We start from the raw sequence: 12967 nt of genomic DNA, 5'->3' as shown, positions 1-12967 counted from the left end.
GCGGCTAAAGCCGCCTAAACGTTATGCACTTCAGGTTTGAATCCGCGTATTAAAAACTTCCAATAACAATAAGTTAGTGAAGCTGAATTGCACATTAATCAGCACTAATAATTACCTTTAATTTTTAGTGTAGTACTTATTAATTAAAACACTAATTATAAGCAAAAAAACGCCGCTATTAAGCGGCGTTTATTAACTTACTTTGTTCTACTAAAGATTAGTCAGCTTGTGGACGCATATGCGGGAACAAAATAACGTCTTTAATTGTTGATGAATCAGTAAACAACATTACTAAACGGTCAATACCAATACCTTCACCAGCCGTTGGCGGTAAGCCGTACTCTAGTGCGCGTATGTAGTCTTCGTCGTAGTGCATTGCTTCATCATCGCCTGCGTCTTTCTCTTCAACTTGACGAGTAAAGCGCTCAGCTTGATCCTGTGCATCGTTAAGCTCAGAGAAACCATTTGCAAGTTCACGACCGCCAACAAAAAACTCAAAACGGTCGGTAACAAATGGGTTTTCGTCGTTACGGCGTGCAAGTGGTGATACTTCCCACGGGTAACCAGTAATAAACGTAGGTTGAATAAGCATGTGCTCTGCTGTTTCTTCAAATATTTCACAAAGAAACTTACCTGGACCCCAAACACAGTTTTCAGGAATTTTAACGTGCACTTGTTTAGCGTACGCTTTTAACTCTTCAAAGTGGTTTTCTGGGTCGTTAAATACCGCAGCATCAAACTCAGGGTTATATTTTAAGATAGCATCTGCCATGCTTAAACGTGTAAACGGTTGGCCAAAGTCGTATTCAACTGAATCGATAACTTCGCCGTTTTCGTCTTTAGTTGTATTAACTACAATTGCACTACCTAGTACGTTTTCTGCAACAGTACGTAGCATATCTTCGGTGATGTTCATCAGGTCGATGTAATCAGCGTATGCTTGGTAAAATTCAATCATTGTAAACTCTGGGTTGTGACGTGTAGATAACCCTTCGTTACGGAAGTTACGGTTAATTTCAAATACACGATCAAAACCACCTACCACTAAGCGCTTTAAGTAAAGCTCTGGCGCTATACGTAGGTACATGTCGATATCAAGCGCGTTATGGTGAGTTACAAACGGACGCGCAGATGCACCACCTGGTATAACCTGTAGCATAGGTGTTTCTACTTCCATAAAGTCACGGTCTGCTAAAAAGCGACGAATACCTTCAACTACTTGTGAGCGAATGCGGAATGTTTCGCGCGTTGCTTCGTTAGTAATTAAGTCAACATAACGTTGGCGGTACTTTGTTTCTTGATCTGATAAGCCATGGAATTTTTCAGGTAACGGACGAAGTGACTTAGTTAGTAATTGATACTCAGTCATTTCTACGTATAAATCGCCTTTGCCCGATTTATTTAGCGCGCCTTTAACACCTATAATATCGCCAGTGTCTAGCTGACCATATTTTTCTTTAAGGTCTTTTTGAACATCTTTAGATGCATACGCTTGTACGCGACCTTTCATGTCTTGAATTACAAAAAACGGTCCACGCTTTGCTAAAATACGTCCAGCAATAGACACAACTTCTTGTAGTTCAACTAATTCTTCTTTGCTCTTATCACCAAACTGGGCTTGCAAATCAGCCGTGTAATGCTCACGACGGAATTGGTTTGGATGACCGTTGGCTGGGCAATTTTCGCGTATCGCGTCTAACTTGCCGCGACGCTCAGCGATTAACTTGTTTTCGTCTTGGATTTTATCAGTCATTTTTTAGCTCTTTATTAGCTTGGTGGTTATAGGCCAGATTTAAGGCTGGCTTCAATAAATTTATCTAAGTTACCGTCAAGTACCGATTGGGTATTGCGGTTTTCAACGCCTGTACGTAAATCTTTAATACGTGCGTCATCAAGTACGTATGAACGTATTTGGCTACCCCAACCTATATCAGATTTAGCGTCTTCTTGCGTTTGTTTTTCAGCATTTTGCTGCTGTAGCTCAAGCTCAAATAATTTAGCTTTTAACTGCTTCATCGCTTGGGCTTTATTTTTATGCTGTGAACGCTCGTTTTGACACTGCACTACGGTATTTGTTGGTACGTGAGTAATACGAACCGCCGATTCGGTGGTGTTAACGTGCTGACCACCCGCGCCTGATGCACGGTAAACGTCTATACGTAGGTCTGACGGATTAATATCAATTTCAATATTATCGTCAATCTCTGGGTATACAAACGCAGAAGCAAATGAGGTATGACGACGACCACTTGAGTCAAACGGGCTTTTACGCACTAAACGGTGAACGCCTGTTTCTGTACGTAACCAACCGTAAGCGTATTCGCCAACAAAGCGAACTGTTGCGCCTTTAATACCGGCAACATCACCGTCGGTTGCTTCAACTAGCTCAACTTTAAAGCCTTTAGCCTCGCCCCAACGTAAATACATACGAAGTAGAATGTTACACCAGTCTTGTGCTTCAGTGCCGCCAGAACCCGATTGTAAATCAAGGTACGCATCGTTTGAGTCATGAGGACCTGAAAACATACGACGAAACTCTAAACCTTCTAACTGCTCGTTTAGATCGCTAAGTTCGCTTTGTGCTTCATCAAAGGTATCTTGATCTTCGGCTTCTACAGCAAGTTCAAGTAGACCTTCAACGTCGTCAGTACCGGCTACAAGGTTGTCGATTGTTTCAACAACAGCCTCTAATGCTGATTTTTCACGGCCAAGCGCTTGTGCTCGTTCAGGCTCATTCCATACGGCTGAATCTTCAAGTTCGGCGTTAACTTCTTCTAGGCGTTCTTGTTTAAGAGCGTAGTCAAAGGTACCCCCGAAGCAATTCAGTACGTTCGCGAATTTCCTTGATTTGGTTAATCACAGGATTCACTTCAAACATGTACATCACTCCAAAATGGCTAGGTAATTGCGCCCCTTTACATGGGATTTTCGCAACAAATTATCGTCAAATGATAAAAACGCCCGATTTTAACAAAAAACCGCGCGCTTTATTAGCCTTTTATGCATGATTTGTGCATATTTTTTAGTGCACTTTTTCAAGCTCTCTAACTATTAATTGCAGCGTAAATTTACCTCTAAACTCATTTATATCGAGTTGATAGGCTACTTTTACAAACTTCGCTTCTGTGTCGGGCCATTCTTTTACATCAATACCAAAGGCAATGGCGTCAACTAATCGCCCTGATTGATGCTTTAATACAAGTTTTAAGTGCTTTTCGCCGACTATGCGCTGCTGTATTACTTCAAATGTGTGCTCAAACACCGGCTCAGGAAATTGTTGCCCCCAAGGGCCCGATTGCTTTAATAGCTGAGCAAACTCCATCGTAAAGCAGTCGTTTGGCAGCTCACCGTCGGTAAATACAATACAGCGCTTACTTTCTTCACTCAGTTGCGCACTCACTGCAGCATCAAATGCCTTTTTAAAGTCGTTAAAGTGTTGCTCATTAATACTTAAACCAGCGGCCATTGCGTGGCCACCAAATTTATTAATTAAGTGTGGCTCAGCAGTATTAAGCCCTTCGAGTAAGTCGCGCATGTGCAACCCTTCTATAGAGCGGCACGAACCTTTTATTTCACCATTTTCGCCACCAGCAAATATAACGGTTGGTCGGTGGTACTTTTCTTTTAAGCGACCAGCCAAAATACCAATAACACCTTGGTGCCAATCGTCTTGAAACAAGCAGATTGCATCAGGGACGTTATCGTCGCTAAATGCGAGTCTATCAAGCACGGCTTGCGCCTCGGCTTGCATGCCTTGTTCTATTTCGCGCCTTGCAAAGTTTAAGCTATCAAGCTCGCTGGCAATACTACGTGCTTGGTTTATATCGGTGCTAAGTAAGCATGCTATACCCAAACTCATGTCGTCTAATCGCCCTGCTGCATTTAAACGCGGGGCAAGTGAAAAGCCAAAGTCGCTTGCGCTTAAGCGCGCAGCATTGCGGTTAGCCACCTCAATAAGCGCGGTAATGCCTGGGCGTGTTTTACCACTGCGAATACGTGCTAAACCTTGATGTACTAAGGTGCGGTTATTTGCATCAAGTGCGACCACGTCAGCAACCGTACCAAGCGCTACAATGTCGAGCAAGTTAGCTAAATTAGGCGGCGGTTGCTGCTCAAAATAACCTAAGTCTCGCATTACGCTTCTCAGTGCTATTAATAAGTAAAAAGCAACGCCAACGCCAGCAATGGATTTAGACGGAAAATCACATTCATGCCTGTTTGGGTTTACTATTGCATCTGCATTTGGCAGCTGCTCACCTTGTAAGTGGTGATCTGTTACCAGCACTTTTATACCAACCGCTTTTAAAATATCAATACCAGCAATACACGATATGCCGTTATCTACGGTGATCACTAAATCAGGCTTTATTTGTACTATTTGCTCTGCAAGTGCGGGGCTTAAACCATAACCTAAGCTAAACCGGTCAGGAATTAAGTAATCTAAATGCTTAAAGCCAAACATCTCAAGGCCTTGCATTAATGTTGCAGTGCTTGTTGCGCCATCAGCATCAAAATCGCCGACTATTAATATTTGGCTTTGCGTCTTTAATGCCTCAATTAGTAAATCGCTGGCTTTGTCGATATCTTTAAACAATTTAAAGTCGTGAAGCGTAGCTACGCTGTTATTTAGCTCGTCGGCATTAAATACATTGCGGTTAGCATAAATTTGTTTAATTACAGGGTGTAAATTACTCGGTAGATGCGAGTCGTCAACGTTTTCACGCGCAATGATTAGTTTTTTCATGCAGAGTTTTAACTTATTGGGTCGTATTAAAAAGACAAAAAAAGGCCATTAAGGCCTTTTTATTAGCTATAAAACGTATTACGACGCTTTGTTAGCATCTAATGCTGCTTTTAGTGCTGCTGCTGGCTGGTAACCTGGGATCATCGTACCATCTTCTAAAATAATGGCAGGTGTGCCGCTAATACCAAAGCTTTGACCAAGCTGATAATGCTCTGCAACCGGTGCGCTACAGCCTGCAACTACTTTAGTGCTTGTACCCGACTTAGCTTCTGTTAGTGCTTCTTGCTGATCGCGTGCACACCATACGTTCATTAAATCGGCGTAGCCTGAACCTTGTAAGCCACCACGTGGAAACGCAAGGTACTTAACGGTAATACCCGCATCAAGTAAATCGTCTAACTCGCGATGTAATTTACGACAGTAACCACAGCTAATATCGGTAAATACGGTAATACTGTGTTTTTCGTTTGGTGCTTTGTACACAATCATCGAATCTTCGTATTCTTTAATGCCCTCAACACGCACGCCGTTTAATGCTTGCTCTGTTAAGTTGTTACGATTATTTAAATCGATTAACGTACCTTGCATTAAAAATTGACCATCTGGACTTGCGTAAAGCACGCCCTTATTAGTGATCAACTCTTTTAAACCCGCTACTGGGCTTGGGTTAATTTGCTTTACAGTTACACCAAGCTCGGCAAATTTAGTAATAATAGGATCATTAGCATCTGGTGTTACAGCAACGCCATTTGCAAATGCACTAATACTTGTGCACAACATGGCACCCGCTAACATTAATTTTTTCATAACTTCTCTCTATCCTAAAAATACTTAATATATTGACCGGCTTAATAATATTTACTTTCAAACTTACGCTCGCGGATGATGCTCTGCGTGTACCGACTTTAACCGTTCATTGGCAACATGGGTATAAATTTGCGTCGTTGATAAATCGCTATGGCCCAACATCATTTGTACCACACGTAAATCTGCCCCATGATTTAATAAGTGCGTAGCAAAAGCATGGCGCATGGTATGGGGCGATAATGGAGACTCAACTGATGCCAAAATAGCATAGTGTTTAATTCTATGCCAAAAGGTTTGTCGCGTCATGCCTACTCCACGCTTAGATGGGAACACAAAATCAGTGGCGTGTTTTATCATTTGTGCACGCCCACCCTTTAAAAATTGCTCCAGCCAATACATGGCTTCTTCACCCAGTGGCACTAAGCGCTCTTTGTTACCCTTGCCTTTTACAAACACCACCGCTTGGCGCAAATTAATTTGCTCCATACGAAGCCCAACAAGCTCACTTACACGCAACCCCGTTGCATAAAGTAGCTCTAGCATGGCTTTGTCGCGCAGCCCCATCGCTTCTTCTGTGTTGGGCGCATTTAACAATGCCTCAACTTCAGCTTCTGAGAGTGTTTTAGGTAACGACTGTCCGGCTTTTGGTTGAGCAATGTTTAGCATGGGCGAATCACTAATTATTTTTTCGCGCACAAAGTACTGATAAAAACGCTTTAGCGCACTAATGCTACGTGCTGTACTGCGTGGTTTTAAACCTAAATCAACTCGATGGGCTAAGTAGCTTTCTATGTCTAGCCCCGTTACCGTCATTAAATTTTCGCCCTTTAAAAATAGGCAAAACTTATCTAAATCACTGCGATAAGCGCTTAATGTATTTTCGCTTACGCCTTGTTCTAAGTACAGGCTATCTAAAAAGGTTTCTAGGTAGTCGCTATTACTGCTCATACTGCTGTTATTTTCAAAAGAATCGTCAGATAGCGTTGTCACATTATGCTCTCATGCTTTGCTAAGGTATCAATTAAAAATACCTTACGGTAAACTTGAGCCTATCATATCAGGCAATTACACAGTGATAAATACGATGCAAATTGGTTTATTTTTTGGTTCTACTACGTGCTACACCGAAATGGCAGCAGAAAAGATTCGCGACATTATTGGTGCCGATATAGTTACCCTGCACAATATTAAAGACGAGCCACTAAAAAATGCAGAGCAGTACGACTTTATCATCTTTGGTATTTCAACATGGGATTTTGGTGAAATACAAGAAGACTGGGAGTCAAAGTGGGACGACATAGCCGACGTAAACCTAAACGGTAAAACCATTGCTTTATTTGGCATGGGCGATCAACAAGGTTACGGGCAGTGGTTTCAAGATGCGCTAGGCATGCTACACGACGAAATAAATACGCAAACATTTACTCAACTTGGTTTTTGGCCAAACGACAGTAGTTACGAGTTTGAAGCTTCAAAAGCATTAACGCCTGATGGTAAACAGTTTGTAGGACTCGCGCTCGACGAAGACAGTCAATACGAGCTAAGCGACGACCGCATTGCAACATGGGTTGAACAGGTAATGACTGAATACGGCGAAACGCTTTAATTAATAAGCTAATAAATAAAAAGAAAAAAGCCCGCAACTAGTTTAGTTGCGGGCTTTTGATTAGCAATATGAGTAATTTATTGAAACGTCATAACATTGGTCGTTTGTGGGTAATATCCATCAGCCATTACAATGTACGGCAATAAATTACTTAACCATTTTTGTTGTACGCTTTGGCTGTAATTTAAGTAAAGCTTACCTTCGTGAATATAAAATGCTTCTGGGTCTATCCCTACAGCATTACCCTCATCAGCCATTGCATAAGCACACCAACCACCGTATTGCGGTGCATAACGCTTTGGGTTTTCTGCAAATGCCGTTTTGTTTTCTTCACTCGAAAAATGCCAGTCGGCACCTAAATAACTAAACGTATATTTGTCATTGCCTTTAATGGCTTTATTTTGGGTAAAATAAGCAACACTGTCGTACCCTTTAATAGCCGTGTTATTAAACCAGCCAGTGTTTACCGCATCATCCGTTGCGTTTGCCCCACCGCTTATTAACAGTGCGCTAAGCATTATTAAAGCAACTATGTACTTAATCATATTTTACCCTTTTATTTACTCAAAATTTTATGCCAATTAAATATGGCAGGCTTAATGAGTAAGAAAGGCAAAGCGCAAAAATGATTTCAGTTAATGCTTAATTATTTAACGTTTAGTAATTAAGTAAGTAGTAAAACTTACTCTACTCTTAGCCAATATTGGTTTCGGTAAAAAAAGCCAATGTAACCGCGCACTTCGAGCTTTTTACCTTCATCTTGCGGGGTTAATTGTAAGGTGTAGGTTTTACCATTTGTTGGGTCGAGTATTTCACCGTCTCCCCAGGTGCCATCATCTTGTGCTTTTACATCAGTGATTATGGTCATTCCTAAAATAGGCTGATTTTTTAGCTCATCATCACACTTACTGCATATATCGTTTTGTTTTGCAGGGTCTAGAATAGTTTCAACTTTACCGCTTAAAGTACCGTTGGTTTGGCTAATACGTACATACGACTTAGCTTGGTTTGTATCCTCGTCAATTGTTTTCCAAAGGCCTACTGGCGTAATAGCAGCAAACACACCTTGGCTTGCAAAAATGGTGGTTGTTAACGTGCTAAGTAATGCTAATTTATTTAACTTTTTCATTGTGTTGCCTTTTAAATTAAGTGGCCAATGGCTAAATCATATCAGGTGATTTATAAACACACTATTAAAGCGCTGTACATAAAATAAAAAACTAAAAGAAAAAACCTAAACTAATAATCATTAGTTTAGGTTTAAGGGGCAGTAGCATAAAAAAAGTTACGTATTACCTCACTTTAAAAACAACATCCCCTATTTTTAGATTTGAATATTCAGGCTCAACTAAAGATAATTCGTTATTATCAATCATGCTTTTAAGGTATCTAATCTCTTCAGGATTTTCGACATTCATATACCTTGAGCGCCACTTACCCATGTCGAATAACCAGAAATATGCGGATATATTTTCATTACTTTCGTCAATCACTATAAAATCGAGTTCATCATCTTTGTTTAAATCCATGCCAATGAAATAGTAAGTATGTTCTTTTAAAGAGTTACGATCGTAAAAATGTTGTTCAGAAAATACTGCCTCTATTAAACCTTGAGGTATTAGCACTTGTGATGGCCAAAATACACTGCGCTCAATAAAATCATCGACTGTGTGTTCAAGCGTTAAAGCAAACTCATTATTTACATACATCCTATCGATGATAGCGTATTGCTCTGGGTGACTCGTTTCAATTTTCTGTTTTAATAACTGCATAGCTAAATAACCTTGGCGACCTAAGCTGTGCTCAAAATAGTAATAGTCAAACTTTTCTATTGTTACTTTATCTGCATCTAAACGCGCTATTTGGCTGTTTGTAGATAAGCTTTGAAAATTTAATAAAGGGGAGTTAACAGCAAGCATACTAACGAGCACCACCCACCCCATCACAATATTTATTTTGCTAAGCGGCTCTAGCCAATTGTCTCGCTTTGTTATAATTCCAACAAGATAACTAAACGAAAAACACGCCAATAAAAACCAAATTAAAATGCCCCAACAACGATTTACTGTTAGCCCATGCTGCTCTACCCGTAAGTAAATTCCATAGGCAGAAATAACACTATAAACTGGAAGTAACGCAACGCTTATAAAAACGAGTCGGTGCAAGAGCATGTGATAAGGGCGAACTGATGAGTCATCTTTATAAACAGTGTTAACAAAAAACAACGTGAGCACCTGCAGCCACATTACTAATAAACTGCCACTTCCGGTCTCCCATAATTTATTGAGTCCGGTAAAAGGAAGTGTTGCTAAAAAACCGAGAGAAATAACTGATAAAACAGGCAATAAAAACTTAATTAAAGTTTGTAGTAAAAAAGCGATATTATCTTCAATGTTCAAAAGCTTTCTAAATATGACACTCGCAAAGGCAAATGCGAGCGTTAAGGTTGGGATCCAAAACCATTCATTTCTTAGTAGCTCAGAGAAAAATTCTATATCTAAAATATCAAATAAAGCCGCACCTAAATTTAGAATTCCCCAAAAAATAAGTACAAACAGCCAGCATTCTCCAAATATTATAAAATTACGCCAAGAGAGCTTAAATAAACGACTGTAACTAACATTTTCTGAGCTACCAAATTGTTGTATGTACATAAGGCCTTTAAAGCCAGCTATTAAACTAGTAAAAATAAAAACTGACATTAAAGTGTTATTACTTACGTACTCTTGAGGCTCTTGCTGAAAGCCAACATACGCCCCCAATAAAGATAACAACAAGGAAAAAGGAAGGATTAAAAGCAACGACGTTTTTATATTATTTTTATTAACGGTCATTAGCATTAATAAAGGAAAGCTCATAGAAAATGTAATAAGTGAGACTAACCATGTAGGGCTTGTTGCTGGCCACACATTATTTTCTATACTGCTATACAAAAGGGTAAGAGCAATAGCCTGTAATACGGCAAGTATAATTATAAAAGATTTTGGTAACTGACTATCCATATCTGTTCTCAACAATAGGTTTTAGTCAGTTTGCGTTATTCGTTCCTATTTTACAATTGCTTTACATTTTCAAATAAAATGCTTTGCACAGGGCTATATAATCAGCGGTGTAGGTATTATCTAAGTTTCTAATACACAGGGTTGATGATTCTAAATCGCTTTTTACGTAGCTAAATGCCATTAAACTGCGGCTAATATCTTTATTAGGCGTGGCTTTTACTTGGCAATGAGCATTTAAATAAAGCCCATTTTGAGTAGCAAGCTCTATAAATAATGCACCTTCAACGCTTGGGAGTATTAAGCTAAAGCGAGAGCGACTATGGCTTAAGCGTTTAAAGGCATTTATTAACTCTTCAAAACTTAAGCCGTCGGTATGGCGTGCGGTATTACGCGCAGCATTATCGCCTTTTAAACTGTGATTAAAATACGGTGGATTAGAGATAACAACATCAAACTTAACTTCGCTACTAAAGCTTTGAATAGTTTGGTGCTTAATACTTATTGTTGGCCACGGACTATTAGCTACATTTTGTAATGCTTGGGTATAGGCGCTTTCGTCAATTTCTACCGCAGTTATATCAAGCTCATTACTGCGCTGCTTACACATTAATGCTAGTAAGCCGGTGCCAGTGCCTATATCAAGTAATGACTTTGCACCGCTTAAATTAGCCCATGCGCCAAGCAAAATGCCATCGGTAGAAACTTTCATTGCACAGTGGTCGTGTTCAACTTTAAATTGTTTAAATACAAAACCAGACATTTTTTCACCTTTTCATTCACCAAGCGCAGCATAGCGCGTATAATCAGGGTAATTGTCCCTTATTTTAGACACTCTATGCAATTTTCTGAATTTGATCTTGATAACAAGCTACTCGATGCCATTAATAAAATGGGCTACGAGACGCCAACCAGCATTCAACAACAAGCTATTCCTGAAGCACTTCAGGGGCGCGATATTTTAGCATCTGCGCCTACTGGTACAGGTAAAACAGCGGCATTTTTAATTCCGGCTATTCAGTACTTACTGGATTTCCCACGTCGTGATCCTGGTTTTGCGCGCGTCCTCGTTATGACCCCGACTCGTGAGTTGGCTTATCAAATTCATGAACAATGTGAACTGCTAGCTAAACGCACACACCTAAAAATTGGTGTAGTAACAGGCGGTATTAACTACGGCACGCATAAAGAAATTTTCGAAAAAAATAATGATATTTTAATCGCCACACCAGGTCGATTAATGGAATACCTAGAAACCGAAAACTTTCATGCTGAACACGTAGAAATGCTTATTATTGATGAAGCAGATCGCATGTTAGACATGGGTTTCAAAAAAGAAATGAGCCGTATTTGTGACGAAGCTAAAAATCGTCGCCAATGTTTCTTATTCTCAGCAACACTCGAAGGTGACAGCGTAGAAAGGTTTGCTGAAAAAACATTAAACGACCCTGCTCTATTAGAAGCTGAATCGTCACGTAAAGAAAAAGCTAAAATTCACCAGTGGGTACATTTAGCCGATGACTATCATCATAAACTAGAGCTTTTAGTAAATACCTTAAATGGTCCAGATGTGACTAAAGCAATTGTGTTTGTTAAAACCCGTGAGCGTTTAGAAACACTGATTGGCGAGCTAACCAATAACGGCGTTAAAGCAGCTTGGTTACGCGGCGAAATGCCACAAGACAAACGTATGAAAGCCATGGAAAACTTCCACAGTGGCAAAACACGTATATTAATTGCGACCGATGTAGCCGCACGTGGTATTGACGTATCTGACATTAGCCACGTTATTAACTTTGATATGCCGCGCACTGCCGACGTATACGTACACCGTATTGGTCGTACTGGCCGTGCTGGTAAAAAAGGGATTGCAATATCATTAGTTGAAGCACACGACATTGGTATTTTGTATAAAGTAGAGCGCTACGTTGAACAAAAACTAAAACGCCGTGTAATTAAAGGTGTTGAGCCACAGCATAAAGAAGCTAAGCCGCCGGCTAAAAAGCGTAAAGATCCAGTAAAAATGAAAGCCAAGAAAAAGGCCAAGGTTAAAAAGAAAAAGTAACCTAACATATTTTTATTCTAAGCCGACTTTTGTCGGCTTTTTTAATGCAAGCCTTACAGGCTCTGGTGTTTGTACCTGTTACATATGTAACCCAAGCATGTAACTCATACTCATTTAAATGTAATTTTTGCCCACCTTAATTCCCACTTAATAAAATCACCTTATATTTCATAGCGTTAATATTGGCACCGAAATTGTAACTACAAAGATAACCTAGCCGATGGAATTTCCATTTTGTGGCTGCACTATTCACCGTAATGTAAGGATTAAGTTATGAACCGCTTCAAGTTAACTATCGCTTTAGTATCATTTTGTTGTTTATTTTTATTAGCTTGCGCTACAAAGGTAAGTGCAGCAACCAATATGGCCGTAGTAAGCAGTGTAGCCACTCAACCTAACCTACAACAAACTATCACCAACACCCTACGAACTAACCCTAACCTGGCGTTAAGTGATATTCGTGTGCAGGTAAAAAATGGTGAAGTAGATTTATACGGTGAAGCACAAACTGGTTTTCAGCGCGCACTAGCTCAAAAGTTTTTAGAAAATATAGATGGGGTTAAAATCATTCGTAACAAAATTAGCGTTATTTAATACGCACCACAAAACCTATTTGTATAACTAATTCATAAGCGCGGCTTGTTACTCCAACACAAGCTGCGCTTTTTTATATTCTGTTTAAGGCAAGCATTGCTGCTGTGAAAAAGATAAAATAAAGCCCAGGCAATCCAATTATCCCTCCCCCT

General features: G+C 39.9%; 12 protein-coding genes. 3 read left to right on the top strand and 9 right to left on the bottom strand.

All coding sequences use genetic code 11. The features are described from left to right. Positions 1 to 217: 217 nt before the first annotated feature. The 5 genes from lysS to xerD form a co-directional block, all read right to left on the bottom strand. Positions 218 to 1753 carry a lysine--tRNA ligase gene (gene lysS, locus GQR53_RS10635; protein WP_002961420.1) on the bottom strand — a complete coding sequence of 512 codons (1536 nt, stop codon included), beginning with the start codon at positions 1751 to 1753 and terminating at the stop codon, positions 218 to 220. Positions 1754 to 1779: 26 nt separating this feature from the next. After that, positions 1780 to 2878 (bottom strand): peptide chain release factor 2 gene (prfB, locus tag GQR53_RS10630; protein WP_100218355.1). Its coding sequence is split into 2 segments (ribosomal slippage): positions 1780 to 2802 and positions 2804 to 2878, totalling 1098 coding nucleotides; the frame shifts between segments, so codons are not numbered across the junction. Positions 2879 to 3022: 144 nt separating this feature from the next. Beyond that, positions 3023 to 4744 (bottom strand): single-stranded-DNA-specific exonuclease RecJ, encoded by a 1722-nt coding sequence (gene recJ, locus GQR53_RS10625; RefSeq protein ID WP_165743912.1) that lies wholly within the window; start codon positions 4742 to 4744, stop codon positions 3023 to 3025. Between the two features lie 78 nt (positions 4745 to 4822). Continuing rightward, positions 4823 to 5551: a bifunctional protein-disulfide isomerase/oxidoreductase DsbC gene (gene dsbC / locus GQR53_RS10620; RefSeq protein WP_002961417.1), complete on the bottom strand. Its 729-nt coding sequence runs from the start codon at positions 5549 to 5551 to the stop codon at positions 4823 to 4825. A gap of 63 nt (positions 5552 to 5614) precedes the next feature. Beyond that, a complete protein-coding gene (xerD, locus tag GQR53_RS10615; protein ID WP_002961416.1) occupies positions 5615 to 6541 on the bottom strand; it encodes a site-specific tyrosine recombinase XerD in 927 nt (308 codons plus the stop codon). A 94-nt stretch (positions 6542 to 6635) separates the two neighbouring features. Between xerD and fldB the strand changes: the two genes are divergently transcribed. Further along, positions 6636 to 7157, top strand: coding sequence for a flavodoxin FldB (gene fldB, locus GQR53_RS10610; protein WP_007583764.1), 522 nt, complete (start codon positions 6636 to 6638; stop codon positions 7155 to 7157). Between the two features lie 77 nt (positions 7158 to 7234). Here fldB and GQR53_RS10605 read toward each other — a convergent pair whose 3' ends face one another. From GQR53_RS10605 to GQR53_RS10590, 4 genes are all read right to left on the bottom strand, one after another. Then, positions 7235 to 7702, bottom strand: coding sequence for a YHS domain-containing (seleno)protein (locus tag GQR53_RS10605; protein ID WP_165743911.1), 468 nt, complete (start codon positions 7700 to 7702; stop codon positions 7235 to 7237). 137 nt (positions 7703 to 7839) lie between these two features. Beyond that, positions 7840 to 8286 (bottom strand): DUF2147 domain-containing protein, encoded by a 447-nt coding sequence (locus GQR53_RS10600; protein WP_154903693.1) that lies wholly within the window; start codon positions 8284 to 8286, stop codon positions 7840 to 7842. A gap of 163 nt (positions 8287 to 8449) precedes the next feature. Next, positions 8450 to 10159, bottom strand: coding sequence for a DUF4153 domain-containing protein (locus GQR53_RS10595; protein ID WP_165743910.1), 1710 nt, complete (start codon positions 10157 to 10159; stop codon positions 8450 to 8452). A gap of 61 nt (positions 10160 to 10220) precedes the next feature. After that, positions 10221 to 10919, bottom strand: a complete 699-nt coding sequence (locus GQR53_RS10590; protein WP_138489641.1) for a methyltransferase — start codon at positions 10917 to 10919, stop codon at positions 10221 to 10223. A gap of 75 nt (positions 10920 to 10994) precedes the next feature. On the opposite strand from GQR53_RS10590, the gene srmB reads away from it, so the two are divergent. Both srmB and GQR53_RS10580 read left to right on the top strand, forming a co-directional pair. Next, positions 10995 to 12221 carry an ATP-dependent RNA helicase SrmB gene (gene srmB, locus GQR53_RS10585; RefSeq protein ID WP_002961405.1) on the top strand — a complete coding sequence of 409 codons (1227 nt, stop codon included), beginning with the start codon at positions 10995 to 10997 and terminating at the stop codon, positions 12219 to 12221. Positions 12222 to 12494: 273 nt separating this feature from the next. Beyond that, a complete protein-coding gene (locus GQR53_RS10580) occupies positions 12495 to 12815 on the top strand; it encodes a BON domain-containing protein (RefSeq protein WP_002961403.1) in 321 nt (106 codons plus the stop codon). The last annotated feature ends 152 nt before the right edge of the window (positions 12816 to 12967 follow it).

Origin of the sequence: Pseudoalteromonas sp. Z9A6, assembly GCF_011378805.1 — a bacterium.
In the GTDB taxonomy this organism is placed as follows: Bacteria; Pseudomonadota; Gammaproteobacteria; order Enterobacterales; family Alteromonadaceae; genus Pseudoalteromonas; species Pseudoalteromonas distincta.
Note: the sequence above shows the minus strand (reverse complement) of the source record. Positions and strands in the feature narration are given on the sequence as shown.